Raw genomic sequence first — 14,964 nt, forward strand, 5'->3', positions numbered from 1 at the left:
GAATAATACAGTCCGCGCGGGGGTCGTGTATAATCAAGCGAATGCCGGGAACGGTGCAGTCACTCAATCCCTTCCGGGTGCTTCAGGCGCACCGGAATTTCCGGCTCTTCTGGATCGGCCAGACAGTTTCGCTGATCGGAACGTGGATGCAGCAGGTGGGTCAGGGGTGGCTCGCCCTGCAGCTGTCGAACAGCGCATTCATCGTGGGACTCGTGAGCGCGGCGGGATCGCTGCCGATTCTGTTCTTCTCGCTCTACGCCGGCGTGATCGTCGACCGGCGCGACAAGCTTCGCCTCGTTATGTGGGCGCAGGTGCTGCTGTCGATCGAGGCAGTCATGCTCTGGTGGCTCGTCTGGTCGGGGTGGATAACGATCCCGCTCCTGGTCGCGCTCGCTTTCATCAATGGGTTGATCAGCGCTGTCGAGATTCCGGCTCGGCAGTCGCTGATGGTGGACCTTGTTGGCCGCGAGGATGTGCTGGACGCGATTGCGCTGAACTCGGGCGGCTTCAATATCGCGCGCATCATCGGCCCTTCGATTGCGGCGGCGACAATCGCGGGAATTGGCCTGGCGTGGTGCTTTGCCATCAATGCGCTGAGCTACATCGCGGTGATAGGATGCCTCGCGGCAATCAATCTGCCCAGGTTCGTTCCAGCCGAGACGATCCTGGCTGCGCGGGAAGGGTTCAGGCAGGGAATAGCGTACATGCGATCGCGGCGCGAAGTGCTGGGGATCATGGGCGTGATCGCGGTCTGGTCGATCTTCGGGCAGCAGTACCTGACGATGATGCCGGTGATAGCGCGCGACGTTCTGCATACGGGCGCGGGCGGCTACGGATTTCTTGTGACGGTGGTTGGTGTCGGCGCGTTGACTGGGGCGCTGACGTTGGCGGCTCTCAGCAATCGCGTGCGCCGAGGCCGACTCTTCCTTCTGTCGACCTTTTCCTTCGCGACGTTACTTGTCGTTTTCTCGCTGGTGCGCGTGATGTGGCTCGCCGCCGTGATCCTGGTGCTGCTCGGACTCACGATGATGCTCAACGGAGCGCTGGCAAACGGGATCCTGCAGTCGGTCGTACCCGATGAGCTGCGCGGCCGAGTGATGGCGGCGTACGTGTTCGTTTACGTGGGGTTCACGCCGATTGGAGCGTTGATCACGGGCGCAGTTGCGAACGCTGTGAACGTTCAGTGGGCGATCGGAGGAGGGGCTGGCGTCATGCTTCTCTATTCGGCGTGGGCGTTCTGGAAGTTCCCGGAAATGCGACGAGTATGACCTTTCTGCGAAGAAACAAACTGCACACGCTCGTAGCTAGAGCTTTTCAGCAGGAGCTATTTAGCTGCCTACTACTCTGACCGTTCGATTACATGATAGGGACCTACGCTGACCGTTCTTTTGTTGGCCCGCCACCCGAAAGGTCAGTGTCGCCCGCAGCTAGCAGGCTCAAGCTGCAAGGCTCAAGCTACGAGCGTGTGCAGTTGTTCTTTCATCCGCGCCGTGCGGCCGGCGTTCCTCGCACAAACGCTATGTAGTCAGTAGATGCAGGCGTATCGCCGCCGGCACGAACCGCGGCAGCGATTTGCCCCCGGTGATACGCCCCGTGCAGGGCGACATGGAGCAATATGTCGCGCACGGATGATGTGAACTCCAGGCCCGCGCTGTTCCTGTACGTCACGCCGCTGTCGAGGCCGATGTCGTCGAGTGATTCGACCAATGCGGAGAATTCATCGGCATTTCTCGTCGCCAGTTCCTGGCACTGCGCCAGCGAGAGCTTGGGCCAGACCTCGACTTCCGGTTTCACCTGCCCGATTCGCGACAGCCACACATGCTCGGCCGCAACGACATGGGCGAACAGGTCGAGCGTTTGGGGCGGCGGATTGACGGCGTCGGTGAGGCTGGCCTGCACGCGCGCGTCGGCCCATCGGAGGTGATCGAACAATCGAGAGAGAGAAGCGTCCATCTCAGGAAAAAACTCCGTCAAACATCACAAATCAAGCTCGAAATGTGCTATATTGAGAGAGGAAATGGGGCGCTCCGCCGGCCAAGGCCGGGCGGAGCGCTGCGATTATGGGAACTGTACCTCACCGGTGAAGCTTAGATGAAAACGAAGACAAAGACTCCACAGGCAATCTATCAGCACGAGAAGAAGCGCTCGGAGCGCGAGCGAAACAGCGTTCACGCGGCGCTGATGAAGGACGCGAAGGCTGCGTTCGAGCAGATGCTCGAGGACGGCAGGCAGGCCCGCAAGGGCGGCCGCCCTAAGGGCAGCAAGACAAGAAAAGACTGAACCCGGATCACATTGGTATTGAAAGAGGGCGGCCCGCATGGCCGCCCTCTTTTGTCGTCCCGGCAATGCTGGACACGAGGCTCGGTCTACATAACGTTCAGCGATGCTCGCCGGCTCTCGGGCACCTCCTCGAGCAGAACCTCCTCCGAAACATGCATGCTGAGATGGGCTTTCAGATTTCTGCTGTGTCCAGCTCTTGGGATTTGTGCCCTCCCGGCCATATCGGGCGGCCAGCAATACGTCACGGACGACGCCGCAATCACAGAGCTCAAAGCATGTCAGATTCAAGTCTGGCACGGTCAACGTTCATCATGGGCTCTACCGGTCTGCACCCCGCTTCGCAATCTGGAGGTGTCGGCTGGCCTTATCGCGGTGTGGAAGGACGAAGGTGATGGACATCCTGAGTACGTGGCCCAGCTCAAGTCCATTCTCATTCCGAGCAGCGCAGCGCGTCGCTGGGGGGTAGGGCTGGTTCTCGGAACCGGTCGCGACCCCGGGCTAACTGGGGTCCGTGATCCCGGATGGAACGTGTATACCTACCTGCCTGTCACAGCTTCATTTCTCAACGAAAGACTGATTCTTCACAGTAACATTGGGTACCTGTACGACCACCGGACTGGCCACGAGAACGACCGTCAATTGCTGACGCTCGCGAGTCGTGCAGATGTTCGTTTACGCAAATATTTCGTGATCGTTGGCGAGATTTATGATTCCGCAGGCAGCGAGGCCGAATTTCAGATCGGGCTACGCGCGTGGGGTCGCCCGGAGAAGGTGCAATTCGACCTCAGTTACGGAGGATTCCTGACGCGGGCCGGACAGGCTGCGGGTTTCACGCTCGGCGTCGCGCTCACGACACCGCCCATCCTCTGAGAGACGCGACACCAGAACGTCGTAACACCCGTCTGATACCTGCGAGAGCCGCGCTCGTCACGCAGTCTCTGTTGATCCCGGCTTTTTCCTGGACCAGACTCGAATTGGCGCTAAGCTCGGAGCTGGGCTGGAACATCCCGATCAAAGCTCCTCGAGAGATTGAGTGCCGATGGTTGGCTGCCTCACCGAGTCGAATGGTGAGGGCAATGATGCAAAACCTGCACTCGATGATACAAAAACGGCATTTCGCGGTTGCGCACAGCAGTCATCATTCAATGGCTGAAGCGGATTGTACGTTCGACCGGCGACTGTGGCCGCTGGTGACGCTCAGATATCGGGCAGTCAGCGCGTTTCGGACCCTCATATGCGAATTGCGGCGTTCGTTCAACCTCAGTTGCACGGCAAGCTTGAGCGTGCAGTCAGATCGGATGACTCGCTGATCCAGGCCGAATCATGGTCGGGCCTGACAACAATTGTGCGACGGCACCGTATCGACATCGCAGTAGTCGATCCGTTCGCCCGCCGCCACGACGACGTACAACAGGTGACAAGCCTGGCGACTCACTTTCCTGACCTGCCGATTCTCGTTTACACCGTTGCCGGCCCCTCCACCGCACGCTCAATCCTCGCGCTCAACAATGCGGCGATAAGTCATGTATGTCTTCACCCGTTTGAAGGAACAGGACCAGACTTTCGTGAGGAAATGACTAATGCGATCGAGGACACTCTGTCCTCTCGTTTTGTTGAGGGCGTCGCTGAACGCATTGAGTTGCTTCCGGAGGACTTGCGTCGGGGCGTTCAACGGATGTTCGCGAAGCCCGAGCAATTCAAGACTGCCAGCGATCTAGCTCTGTACGCTGAAGTGACTCCGTTACGGATGTATCGGTGCTTCGAAACCGCAGAGCTGTGTTCCCCAAAGCGGTTGCTCGTAGCAGCGCGACTCCTCCGGTTTTACGGACACACGCACCTTGCAGGCTTGAGCCCGCATTGGGCGGCAAAGAAGCTGGGCTACCCCGATAGTCGTGTCTTAGCACGCTATTCACTGAATAGCCTCGGGGTTGCGCTCACAGAGTTAATCCGTATGGACGAAGCAAAGCTGCTGCCCCAGCTCGTCAAGATGGTAAGGGCTGAGGGAAGCATTCCGGCGCCGCATTTCGCACCAAGGGTCGGTGCACGAGCGCGGCCGTTGCCCGATATGAATGAACGGAAATTGACATAAACGAACATCTGTCCCGTCGCACGATTCATTAGTTTCACCCTGGGTTCCAAAAAAACGGATGATTTTTTCACCAGGGAGCAGTAATGATCGACCGACATTCTTTTGCCCGATCGAAACCCCGCATCTTCGGGTTCGGAGCTCTTGTGGCCCTAACTCTCGCGGTGTCGTGTTCGCCGGATGGACCAACGCCGAGCGCTCCGAGGGGCGAGTCGCTACAACCTCGTCACGTTTTCAGCGACGCCCCCAGCCTGGTTGGCGACGCGCTCGCCGGCCGCGTTAGGCGAGGTGAGCAAGATGAAATGCTTCGTCTCGAGGCTCAACTTCCCGGCTTCGGGGGTTTTTTTATTGATAGTCTTGGCGAAGTGGTTGTGTACATGCGCTCTTCGGACGAGTTCACGCCCGCGAATGTTAGAGCGCTCCTGCACCTGAAGTATGCTGCGCGTCCGGAAGCGCCCGTTCGTTCGGTGATGGCTCCAGCTGCGCGCGCACGAATCCTCGAGGGAGCCTATGCGTTGTCGGAGTTGATCGCCACCGAAAACCGGATCGTGAGCCGGGCGATGGGTATCAAAGGCATCGTTGGGGTAGGCACGTCGTTGATTCGCAATAGAGTGAAAGTAGGTTTTCGTGATAGCCTCAGTATGACGCGGGGTCTCGATGCAATTGCGTCCGCGGGCGTCCCCCTCGCAGCACTAATTCCAGAGGTGTGGGGAGAACTAAGACTTGAGGCAACCTGGAAGAGCAAAATCCGCCCAACGCGCGGGGGTATCGGCATACACGTCAGAAACCAAACGGCGATGCCAAATTGGGGCGCAGCCGGCAGTCACGGTTTCAATGTTCGAACGTCGAATGGAACAAACTACTTCATGACAGCGAGTCACGTAGCACAGAACTACCGGGGAATAAATGGGTTGACGGGCGACACCGTATTTCAGTACGACCGGGCTTGGCCTGGAACTCCCATTGGCGTGATCGAGTTGAACCCTGCTTGGAATACAGGCGCAAGCTGCCCGTTCGACTCCACTACACAAACAGGTGCAGATATGTGCACGGAGGCCGATGTGGCGCTCGGGCGATTTATCGGTGGTGTCACAGGCGAGCGAAAAATTGGAACGTCAGTGTATGAAGGACAGAACGGCCAGCCCGGTACCCAGGACATTAACGGCTATTACCCGATTCAAGGCGTGTTGAGTCCGGAGTTTGTGATGACAAGCACTCACGGCGTGCACAAGTCTGGCCAGACCACGGGCACAACGACTGGCGAGATCGACGTGCCATTGACGACGATCTTTGTGACTGCCGGGTTCCCCTCAGCACCGCCGCCGCCGTCTAACCACCTGTATCTTGCTCTGCAGAACGTAGCCAGAGTCGCCCACGCTGGACACGGAGGAGGCGACAGCGGCGGAGCGGTCTTTGCTGGAAACGGGTCTCCCTATTACGCGCTAGGGATACACGTAGGTGGTGACGGCACCATCAGTAATGGTATTTGCAATGCCGGAGTGAACTGCGCCTTTTACTTTGCGCGCTGGGACAGAATCGAGGCCCGCTTTGGACTTGGGCCGCTTAACCCTAATACAGTGCAATAATCTGTGAGCGATAGACGCGCTGACTGATGCCTTTTCGCGTCGCAAGGAGCTAGTACAGTACAAATGAAACGTCTATTGGAAAGCGAATGGTCGACCGTTAAACGTCGAGCTGGACTTCTACTCCTCTACTCAGTTGCATCAGGTTCAGTTGGGTGTGCCGCTACAACGGCGTTGAATTCGTTCACCATCCGCATAGTCGAAGACACCGTAAGACTGACGCGAAGTCCACAAGGAGCGTCTTTCCATGTTACGGCGGTAATTCGCAACGATGCGGACCGGCTATTGTATTGGTCGTTGTGCGCGCCCTACGCCCAGCGCGAGATCAGCGGCTCTTGGCAGACCGTTTGGGTTCCCGTCTGTTTGGAGGCCGGGACTGCACCTTCAATCGCCCCCGGGGATTCGGCGACTGTACCCGTTCGAGCTTCCGCGTTCACGAGTCCAACCACGTTCCCTCGGCTTGATCCAAGAATGTCCGCCGGTCAATACCGTTTGGTCTTTGATGTTGGGTTCGACATCAATTCGAGCGGTGCAGTGACCTCACTTCCTGTCGAGCGCCGCGCCTCATCGACCTTTGTTGTTGTGGAGTCGGGAGGCTTGTAGCGCCTGTCGGGTTCGGGATCGCCTCAACACTCTGAACCGTCGGATGCGGAACCCGCATGGCCTATGGTGTGAGAGGAGAGAGTAGGAGTTTGTCCTTTACTCAGCATCCCGACGCGCAGTTCGGCTTCGTTTCTCAACGAACGACTGATTCTCCACGTTTGACGGCTATCTGCACGACCGCCGAACCGTGCCCGAGAACCCCGTCAGCTCCTAACGGCCGCGCGTCGTGCAGACATTTGATTTTGCAAATACTTCGTGGTCGTTGGGCGAAGATCAATGCTTCCGCGGGGCGCGAAACCGAATTTCAGCTTGGCGTTTGCGCATGGCCCCTCCGTGAAGGTGCAGTTCGACGTCGGTAACGGGGACACCTAATGCGGGCGGGACAGGCGGGCTGGACTCTCGGCTCGCGCTCACAACACTGCCCATCCTCTGAGAGAAACCCGACAGGAGGCGTTTCACACCCATTCAATAACTTTGCGCAGGCCGCATTGCGCATTACACTCTCAGCTAATGCCCTTCTTGATCGCTTTCGTTACCGCATCAGCGAAGGTGTCAATCTCGTCGAGCGTCGTGTAGACATTGGGCGTGATCCGGATCCCGTTGAACTCCGGATGCAGAATCGGAGTGTTCACGATCCGGTAGTTCGTCATCAACCACGCGCCAAGCTTATCGAATTCCAGCCCGTCGACGTTGAAAAGCCCGAGAGCCCCGGACTGCTTCGCGTCGAACGGCGTCAGCACATGCACCCTCGGACTCTCTGCGAGCAATCGCTTCGCCCAGCGATCGCGCAAAAAGCGCAGCCGGGCGAATTTCCGCTCCCCACCGATCCCGCGCTGAAATGCCAGTGCCGCCGAGATCGCGTTGTGATTCGCCGCCGGATGAGTCCCGATTTCCTCGTATTTCCGGATGTCGTTGTCCTGGCTTGGGGCCGCTGCCATCAGCGGCCATAACGACTTCTGCTTTTCCTTCCGCACGTAAAGGAATCCCGTGCCGATGGGAGCTAGCAGCCACTTGTGCAGACTCGTTCCGTAGTAGTCCACACCCAGCTCATCCCGCGTGAAAGGGAAATGTCCGAACGCATGAGCTCCGTCGACGAACACCTCGATGTTGCGTGGTCGCGCAAAGTCCACGATCTCGCGGACGGGCATTATCTGCCCGGTGAGATTCGTGATGTGAGGGAACTCGATGATCCGCGTCCGCGGCGTCACCGCCGCCTTGATCTGATCCGCGATGTATTTCATCGACGGAGGCGGCACCTTGAACGCCACCTGCTTAACGACGATCCCTTCGCGACGCTCCCGCTGCTGCCATGCGGTGAGCATCCGGCCGTAGTTCTGGTTCGTCACCACGACCTCGTCGCCGCGCTTCAAGTCGAGGCCCATGATCATATTCTCCAGCGCCTCGGACGCGCCACGCGTGATGGCCATCTCCTCGGGATCGCACCCGAACTCCCTCGCGAGATCGCGGCGCACACTCTCTATGCGCGGCTCGAGCACTCGCCACATGTGCTCCGCCGGCGACTCGTTCGTGAACCGAAGGTCGCGGATCATCGCCTCGAGGACGTGACTCGGCGTCGGACACACGCCGCCGTTGTTCAGGTTGATCAACGTGCGATCGGTGTCGAACGCGCGCTGGATCTCGCTCCAGTAGGCCTCGTCGTCCGCCAGCTCATCCGGAGTGCGATCACCCGCGACGGCATTTGCCCGGAACAGCGCGCCAATCGCGGTCTCGCGGAATACCGGAGTGGCGGCGAGACCCGCGCTCGCCATTCCGTGCAGAAAATCGCGACGACTGGTCACGTAACGTCGGTTGGAAGATCCTCGTGCCTCGCGGCGAGGAAGGCGATTATCGCCGTCGCCGCAAACGTCACGAAGAGAATAGTGAATGGGTGTCGGCCAAGATTGCTCTCGATGCTGTTCGCCGCGTACCAGGTGAAATAAAGCGTGGGCGCCAGGCAGAGGACGATCGCGGTTCCGAGCCAGAAGGTCCTCTTGAAATGGATCCACAGCGACGCGATACCGGGAAAAACGAGCGGATAGCCCCACCAGTAGGGAAGGAGCACTTCTGAATTCGCCTGGTTCGCGGCGTGCTGAGCGAGAAACGCCAGCAGATGCGCGACCAGCATTCCGACGATGCCCATGGCGAAGAGCACGGCGTAGGTCATTGCCGTCCGTTCCGGATTAGGCACGATCAACCCTCCGGTCTCGCCGAGCGCGCAACACGCAAAAGGCAACTGAGGACCACACGCGACCCGCTGATCGCTGCTCGCTGTCTGCTGCGCGCTTTTTCACGCTGGTGTACACGCGGCCAGGAAGGTGTCCCTGAAATGCGCTACCGGCACCGGGCCCATCCCCATGAACCGCTCGTGAAAGGTCTTCGCTGAGAAACCGGCACCGGTGGCGGCTCTGCACGCTTCGCGCAGCTCGATGATCGCGTTCTTTCCGAGATTGTACGTGATCGCCTGCGTCGGCCACTTCGAGTAACGATAAATCGCGCGATAAGCACTGTCGGCGATGGCCCGCGCCGTCGGATCGCCGGCCGCATTCAGTCTGGCGTTCGGATAGAACGAGACGTGCTCGGTGAAATAGTCGATCGCCTGATCGAACGTCATCCGCTGCGTGTGCAGTCCCACGTCCACACGAATGCGCACCGCGCGCAACAGCTGCCCCTGTAACTCGTAGAGATATTCGCCCGGCGAGTAGAACCCGTACTTGTGATTCGGCCTGGGCTCGGCCATCAGCTCTTCGCTGTACAATCCCCAGCCCTCGGTTGGCATAGAATCGGTCCACATCGCGGAAGAGTCCTCCACCGCGCCGGGAGTCAGCCAGCGGATGTTGGAGATCTGATCCGCGTGCTGGTTCATGTATCTGTAGTGCCAGTCGTGACCGGGAAAGCCCTCGTGCACCGCGGTATCGGCGACCGACGCGAAGTTGTTGAGCTTGAGTGCCGCGGGATCATTCCCCGTAGGGGTCAGATAGAAGCGGCCGGCTCCTGCCTTCTTGAAAGGCGGCGCGGGATAGTAGGCGGCGTCGATCGCGCTGCGAAGCACGGGCGGCGTCGGCACCACCTCCAGACGATATTCTGCGGGAATGTCGAACAGATTGAACTGACGCCCGTACGCGACAGCGCGCTCACCGGCGTCGCGGTACCACTTGAAGAGCTGGTTGTCGTCCTTCGGGGAATCCTTTGACAGGAAATCCATCACCCGGCGGATGCCGATGTTCTTCTCTGCATCGGTGTTGAAGGAGAGTCCCATCTTTGCTTCAGCGGAGAATTCTCTCGCCACCTCCACCATCTTCGCCGTATAGAGCGCGACCTGAGCAGCTCCGTACTCGTACAGCTCTGCTGCGCCGCGCGGGTCGAACAGCGCGTTATGCACGCGCCATTCGTATTCAGCCTCTCCCGATGCGAAGCGATCCACAGCTTCATTGACATCGTACGTCTGCGAGAGAAAATCAGCGAACGCATCCCAGGCGGCTCCTGCCGTGATACCTGCCGCTGTCAGCTGTGCGAGCATCGGCTGAGCGAACGGCCGGGTTCCAAGAAACGGCTGGGCGGTTTTCGGTAGCGTGTTCCGGAAATAGTCCGCATTCGCTTTGCTCCCCGTGATGCCGTCACGCTGCACCATCCGCTTGTCGGGGATGTTGCCGGCCGTCTTGCCGGCGAGAAGATTCGCTTTCGCCACCTCGAGATAGACGGGAATCGCCTGAGCGCGAATGAGCACGGCTTGCCAGTCCGATTCGTTGCCCAGGAGACCGTTGCCGAGGTCGGGCATCTGTTGGATCTGCCAGTCGATTCCGCGGAATGGCTCCTGGACGTAGGTGTCCAGCGCGCGCTGGTAATACCGGAGATCCCCCAGCTGGTGAATCAGAAAGTCGACCTGCGCGTTCATGAGCCGGTAATCGATCTGCTCGACAGGCGTCAGCGGCGCCAGGACGGTGGGAGCAGCGGCCGCCGGTTGAGACGGCGCGACCGTGGCCGGTTGAGCCGGCGCGACTGCCGCCGGCGCCATTCGAACGAGCACTGCCTTGACGTCGCGATAGAAGCGGATCTCGTCCTGCAGCGACTGAGGGCGATAATCCCGAAGCCGCATGTTCGAGTCGGCAAGCTCGGGGCTGTAGCCGTCGCCGCCGAGGTACGTCGAGGTAACCGGATTGCGCTGGAGATGGAAAATAAAGAATCGGTCCCGCAGAGCGGTGAACGTCGCCGGAAGCGGAGTTACAGGCGCAAGCACTGGAGCCGGTGCGCACGCCTGCACGTTCCGCAGCACCCCAAAGCCGACTGCTGTGACGGATGCTCTCTGAAGGAACGATCGTCGATTCATCGCGGGCCTGGCACGGTGCGAGAGTGGGCTGGCCTCATGACAGATACCTCGCTCGCAAAACCTCGAGATGGTGATGCTCGTGTCCCGCGATGACGAACGCGAGCGCCCGGACGCTCGTCTCGACGCCGTTCGCGATGCCTCGGCGCATCAAAGCCGTCTCGTCGAGGCTCCGATACAGATACAAAGTCGCATGTCTGAGATGCACGAGCTCGGCCAGAAGATCCTGAATCGGAACGTGGGAAAAGGGCGCCTCTTTCACGTATTCGTTCTCGTCGAATCCGGGGAGCGGCGTTGGATCGTTGCGCGAAAAGCGAAATGCGCGCTGTGAAAACACACGCTCGCCGTCCGACAGATGGCCGATTATCTCGCGGATGCTCCATTTCTCCGGCGCATACCGCTTGTCTTCCATGCCGGGCGCAAGCCCGCGCACCAGCGCAGTCGTTTCCTCGATCTGGCTCTCCAGCACATCGAGGACGTTGCCTTCCGGAACACGCGAAACGTACTCCGCAGCGGACAAGGCGTATTCCGTTGGATCGGGCCGTGTAGCGAGTGGATGTCCCATAATCAGGTTGCCCCGCGACGCTGGGGATGCAGCGCTTTCTTGAGAATCGCAATCTGCCCGCCGTGATAGGCTGCATGCTGCGTGACACCGTGAAGCATCGCGGCGATAGTGCGCTCGCTCTGGGGTGCGTTTCTCGCGAGATCCTCATCGCTCATGCCTGCTACGATCTCCCGCAGTCGCTCGTGGCTTTCTGCAAGCGCGGCCCGCGCCTCCGCCCAGCGATTCTCGGAGATTGGGCCCGGTCGGGGCCAGTCCTCACCCTCGGACGGCGCAACCTGGCCACCGGTGATGCGCCGTCTGGCGATGTTGGCCCACGAGGTTATGTGGAGCACCAGCTCCCAGATGTTGTGCGCCGCAGGAATTGGACGCTGAATCGCATCCTCGGCGCTTATGCCGACGAGAATCTCGTTCAGAGCCGGACCATGCCATGCGTCGCCGATCAGCGCACGGCCGATCTCGTCGGCGATGCCCTGACCATGGCTTCGCGCGCGCAACGTGCCTGTCAAATGTCGATCCTCGGATTGTCGATCACGTGTCGGTGATAGCCGGGCAAAGGTGTTCTCGACCGCAGGCGGGGCATTTCATCCGCCCATCCTTGCGAGTGGCTCGTAGAGCTCGATGCGATTGTTGTCCGGATCCCTCACCCACGCAAAGCGGCCGTAGTCGAAGTCCTCGACTTTTTCCATCGCGATGCCGTCGGTCTCGAGCTGCGCGATGAATGCGTGAAGATCGTCGACTCTGTAGTTGACCTCGAACTCATGACGGCCGGCCGAGAGCGGCTTGTCTGTCTGACTGATGGAGAAGACTGTGCTCGCGCGCATGGACGGATCGAGGTCGAAGCGGTAATGGAACTCCATGCCGTAGGTCTGTGTGCCCTCGTACTGGGTGAACTCGATCCCGAGGTGCCGCGTGTACCAGTCGGCGAGCTCTTTCGCCTTGTTCGAGAACAGAAATACGCCTCCAATGCCGTTGACGGCGAGGCGCGGGCCAGCGGTTGATTCTGTCATGCTTGGGGGTGAGGAATCAGGTTCGTCCCCGGGAGGCCAGGTAGAGCAACAGGATGTAAAGCGCGGCCAGTCCGACCATCAGGATGCCGCCCTTCAATGATACCGGCAGGAGGTACGACGCGTTACTGCCGTCGGTGGCGATCAGGTATACCCATTCGTCGAGGGCGAGCGCGAGCCCGGAACCGAATGCCATGGACGCGGCGTCCAGTATCAGCGATCGCCCGCTGAAGAGCGCGAGCGGGATTCCACCTGCGGTGATCAGGAGAAGCCCGGTGAAGAGATGGTGGATGTTGTACCCGGCGACGTCGAAGTCCGAATTCGGCGACATCGTGAGCATCGCACGAGTGACGACGAACGTCACGACGAGCGATGCGAGAACCAGCTTGGCGCGGCGGGTATCCATAGCGCACGAAATTACCGCCCCGGCCCATCGTGTCACAAATCGCGACTGTCTGGAACCTTCTTCATAGATGCCAGAGAAATCGTTTCTCACAAGCTGAACCATGATCTCATGTCGCGCATACAGAATGGGTTATCGTCCAACAGCCTGGGATGCACGAAAAAAAGGCCGCACCCGAAAGTGCGGCTCGATTACCTCTGCGCGGGCCCCTTAGCTAGCGCGGAGGGCGCGCTTCGATCTGGGCGGGGCGGCATCGAGGAGCTGAGGCAGCTGCCAGTCGTTGCCCAGCTTCTTCTGAAAGCAGCGCTTCGGAACTATCTCGACTCCGGCAGTCGTGAGGTTCTCGTACCGCGAGAGCTTCTCAGGGTACCGTGAGATGGCAGTCGGTGCATAGTCGAGCGCGAGGAAGAAGTTGTCCGTCAGACTGAGGGCGAAGATCTCCTCGATGTCCCGCGCCCGTGCCAGTCGCTCGACTCCGAGAACAACCTGGGTGCCGAGGCCATTGCCGTGCTCATCCCGTGCGACGGCCACCGACGACACCTCGGCGAGCGACGGCGAGTACTCGTCGAGCGCGGCACACGCGACGACGCGCCCGCCTTTGACGGCAACGACGTAGTTCTCGATGTTGAGGGAGATCTGCTCGAGGGTTCGGGGCAGCATCAGTCCTTCGGCCGCGTAGCCTTTCACGAGGTCGTAGATCTGCTCCGAGTCCGATTGCTTTGCCGGTCGCACCAAAGGCTGCGCACGGGCGACGCCGGGGCGTTGCGCGAAGGGGAGGCTGGCTGCAGCTGCCGAGTGATTATGCACTCTAAATGAATAAATAATCACACAGCCCCGCGCAAGAGGGAAACGGGGGGAATCGGTCCGGCCGAGCGCTTACCGGGGCGGGAGCTTACCTGTAACCTGCCGCCAGCCGAGTGCGGCGCCGCGTCTCGCGGAGATCTGGGCGACACCGACGAGAACAGCGCTAGCCGCAGTCCAGAGGAGTGCTTCTTTCCACCTGGTTTTCAGCGACTCGGGCCGGTTGGGGGGCTGTTTCGATGTAACTGCCCGCCAGCCGGCGTTCAGGGACTTCTCCACGATCGCGCCGGCCACCACGGCTGATCCAGCGCCGACGGCCATCCAGACTGCTTTACTCGCCGCCTGTTTCATCGGGGCCTACCGTTGTGCGTAAACCCGGCTGCGGCCTGCTCTGTCGAAGGTGAGAACGTCATACCGCTCCTTCATCGCACCCTCCATGCCGGGAGACCCTGCAGGCATGCCCGGGACGGCGATTCCGAGAACAGCGGGCCGCTCCTCGAGCAGTCTTTTGATGACGTCGGCGGGGACATGTCCTTCGACGACGTATTCGTCGACGACAGCCGTGTGACAGGCCTCGTGCTCGGGCTTCACTCCATATTTCTGTTTGACCAGCGCCAGGTCGGGCATGTCCACCGACTCCACCTGAAATCCATTCTGGGCGAGGTGTTGCACCCAGGCCTTGCAGCATCCGCACTGCGGGGTCTTGTAGACCTTGATCGCGATGGGTTTGGCCGAGCTCTCGCCAGTCTCCACGCTCGGCGCAGTTGCATCCGGGGTTGGCTCCGATGCAGTCGCATTCGCGACAGTCGCATCCCCAAGAGTCGCATTCGCCGGAGTCGCATCCGCGCCATCCCCGGAGCACGCCGCCACGAGAGCGACAACGGCCACGACTGAAACTCCAATCACGTTTCGTACAACTTTATTCACTTTGATTCCTCGATTGGTGCGTTTGCTTCCTGCCATGCCCGCCATCCGCCGGCCATCGATGCGACTTTCGTATAGCCCATCCGTTGAAGCGAATCAGCGGCGAGCGCAGCGCGGTATCCGCCGCCACAGTAAAGTATCAGCTCGCTGGCCTTGTCCGGCGCGAACGTTTCGATGTCGCGCTCGATGATACCCTTGCCGAGATGTTCGGCTCCCTTCGCGTGGGCCTCGTTCCACTCGTTGTCTTCGCGCACGTCGATGAGCCGCGCGCGCCCACTCTCGAGCGCTGCTCGCGTTTCTTCGACGCTGACTTCCCGCACGCGTGACTTCGCATCGTCGACGATCCGAAGAAATCCTGGCGAGTGCTGCTTGTGGGCGTGAGCCATTCGAGCCT

17 protein-coding genes are annotated in these 14,964 nt (G+C 60.1%); 5 read left to right on the top strand and 12 right to left on the bottom strand.

The window, feature by feature from the left end; all coding sequences use genetic code 11:
• Positions 1–41 precede the first annotated feature (41 nt).
• Positions 42–1,268 carry an MFS transporter gene (locus VES88_12800; GenBank protein HYN82375.1) on the top strand — a complete coding sequence of 409 codons (1,227 nt, stop codon included), beginning with the start codon at positions 42–44 and terminating at the stop codon, positions 1,266–1,268.
• A 211-nt stretch (positions 1,269–1,479) separates the two neighbouring features.
• On the opposite strand, the gene VES88_12805 is transcribed toward VES88_12800, so the two are convergent.
• Positions 1,480–1,953, bottom strand: coding sequence for a DinB family protein (locus VES88_12805; GenBank protein HYN82376.1), 474 nt, complete (start codon positions 1,951–1,953; stop codon positions 1,480–1,482).
• A gap of 138 nt (positions 1,954–2,091) precedes the next feature.
• Between VES88_12805 and VES88_12810 the strand changes: the two genes are divergently transcribed.
• The 4 genes from VES88_12810 to VES88_12825 all read left to right on the top strand — a co-directional run bounded on the left by VES88_12810 (position 2,092) and on the right by VES88_12825 (position 5,952).
• A complete protein-coding gene (locus tag VES88_12810; GenBank protein HYN82377.1) occupies positions 2,092–2,280 on the top strand; it encodes a hypothetical protein in 189 nt (62 codons plus the stop codon).
• Positions 2,281–2,631: 351 nt separating this feature from the next.
• A complete protein-coding gene (locus VES88_12815; protein ID HYN82378.1) occupies positions 2,632–3,150 on the top strand; it encodes a hypothetical protein in 519 nt (172 codons plus the stop codon).
• Between the two features lie 364 nt (positions 3,151–3,514).
• On the top strand, positions 3,515–4,369 hold the full coding sequence (locus tag VES88_12820) for a hypothetical protein (GenBank protein HYN82379.1): 855 nt from the start codon (positions 3,515–3,517) through the stop codon (positions 4,367–4,369).
• 299 nt (positions 4,370–4,668) lie between these two features.
• Complete coding sequence (locus VES88_12825; protein ID HYN82380.1) at positions 4,669–5,952, top strand: hypothetical protein; 1,284 nt, start codon at positions 4,669–4,671, stop codon at positions 5,950–5,952.
• Positions 5,953–7,055: 1,103 nt separating this feature from the next.
• Here VES88_12825 and VES88_12830 read toward each other — a convergent pair.
• The 11 genes from VES88_12830 to VES88_12880 form a co-directional block, all read right to left on the bottom strand.
• Positions 7,056–8,351 carry an aminotransferase class V-fold PLP-dependent enzyme gene (locus VES88_12830; protein HYN82381.1) on the bottom strand — a complete coding sequence of 432 codons (1,296 nt, stop codon included), beginning with the start codon at positions 8,349–8,351 and terminating at the stop codon, positions 7,056–7,058.
• Entirely contained in the window at positions 8,348–8,740 is a 393-nt protein-coding gene (locus tag VES88_12835; protein ID HYN82382.1) for a hypothetical protein, read from the bottom strand. The genes VES88_12830 and VES88_12835 overlap by 4 nt, the downstream gene beginning before the upstream one ends.
• Positions 8,741–8,839: 99 nt before the next feature.
• Positions 8,840–10,876, bottom strand: coding sequence for a DUF885 domain-containing protein (locus tag VES88_12840; protein ID HYN82383.1), 2,037 nt, complete (start codon positions 10,874–10,876; stop codon positions 8,840–8,842).
• Positions 10,877–10,910: 34 nt separating this feature from the next.
• Positions 10,911–11,438 carry a DinB family protein gene (locus VES88_12845; GenBank protein HYN82384.1) on the bottom strand — a complete coding sequence of 176 codons (528 nt, stop codon included), beginning with the start codon at positions 11,436–11,438 and terminating at the stop codon, positions 10,911–10,913.
• 2 nt (positions 11,439–11,440) lie between these two features.
• Positions 11,441–11,944, bottom strand: a complete 504-nt coding sequence (locus VES88_12850) for a DinB family protein (protein ID HYN82385.1) — start codon at positions 11,942–11,944, stop codon at positions 11,441–11,443.
• A gap of 75 nt (positions 11,945–12,019) precedes the next feature.
• Positions 12,020–12,445: a VOC family protein gene (locus tag VES88_12855; protein HYN82386.1), complete on the bottom strand. Its 426-nt coding sequence runs from the start codon at positions 12,443–12,445 to the stop codon at positions 12,020–12,022.
• A gap of 16 nt (positions 12,446–12,461) precedes the next feature.
• The gene (locus VES88_12860; GenBank protein HYN82387.1) at positions 12,462–12,848 is read right to left on the bottom strand and encodes a hypothetical protein; all 387 of its coding nucleotides are present in this window, start codon (positions 12,846–12,848) and stop codon (positions 12,462–12,464) included.
• Between the two features lie 207 nt (positions 12,849–13,055).
• Entirely contained in the window at positions 13,056–13,577 is a 522-nt protein-coding gene (locus VES88_12865) for a GNAT family N-acetyltransferase (GenBank protein ID HYN82388.1), read from the bottom strand.
• A 144-nt stretch (positions 13,578–13,721) separates the two neighbouring features.
• Entirely contained in the window at positions 13,722–13,997 is a 276-nt protein-coding gene (locus VES88_12870) for a DUF4235 domain-containing protein (protein ID HYN82389.1), read from the bottom strand.
• A gap of 6 nt (positions 13,998–14,003) precedes the next feature.
• Positions 14,004–14,573, bottom strand: coding sequence for a DUF411 domain-containing protein (locus tag VES88_12875; protein ID HYN82390.1), 570 nt, complete (start codon positions 14,571–14,573; stop codon positions 14,004–14,006).
• A complete protein-coding gene (locus tag VES88_12880) occupies positions 14,570–14,956 on the bottom strand; it encodes a rhodanese-like domain-containing protein (GenBank protein HYN82391.1) in 387 nt (128 codons plus the stop codon). Before VES88_12880 ends, VES88_12875 begins: the two co-directional genes overlap by 4 nt.
• Between the last annotated feature and the right edge of the window lie 8 nt (positions 14,957–14,964).

The organism is Gemmatimonadaceae bacterium, assembly GCA_035633115.1.
In the GTDB taxonomy this organism is placed as follows: domain Bacteria; phylum Gemmatimonadota; class Gemmatimonadetes; order Gemmatimonadales; family Gemmatimonadaceae; genus UBA4720.

Coding starts and splice junctions, on each gene's coding strand:
- VES88_12880 (HYN82391.1), bottom strand. CDS start 14,956: ATGGCTCACGCCCACAAGCAGCACTCGCCAGGATTTCTTCGGATCGTC.
- VES88_12820 (HYN82379.1), top strand. CDS start 3,515: ATGCGAATTGCGGCGTTCGTTCAACCTCAGTTGCACGGCAAGCTTGAG.
- VES88_12800 (HYN82375.1), top strand. CDS start 42: ATGCCGGGAACGGTGCAGTCACTCAATCCCTTCCGGGTGCTTCAGGCG.
- VES88_12855 (HYN82386.1), bottom strand. CDS start 12,445: ATGACAGAATCAACCGCTGGCCCGCGCCTCGCCGTCAACGGCATTGGA.
- VES88_12825 (HYN82380.1), top strand. CDS start 4,669: ATGCTTCGTCTCGAGGCTCAACTTCCCGGCTTCGGGGGTTTTTTTATT.
- VES88_12860 (HYN82387.1), bottom strand. CDS start 12,848: ATGGATACCCGCCGCGCCAAGCTGGTTCTCGCATCGCTCGTCGTGACG.
- VES88_12845 (HYN82384.1), bottom strand. CDS start 11,438: ATGGGACATCCACTCGCTACACGGCCCGATCCAACGGAATACGCCTTG.
- VES88_12870 (HYN82389.1), bottom strand. CDS start 13,997: ATGAAACAGGCGGCGAGTAAAGCAGTCTGGATGGCCGTCGGCGCTGGA.
- VES88_12840 (HYN82383.1), bottom strand. CDS start 10,876: ATGAATCGACGATCGTTCCTTCAGAGAGCATCCGTCACAGCAGTCGGC.
- VES88_12805 (HYN82376.1), bottom strand. CDS start 1,953: ATGGACGCTTCTCTCTCTCGATTGTTCGATCACCTCCGATGGGCCGAC.
- VES88_12810 (HYN82377.1), top strand. CDS start 2,092: ATGAAAACGAAGACAAAGACTCCACAGGCAATCTATCAGCACGAGAAG.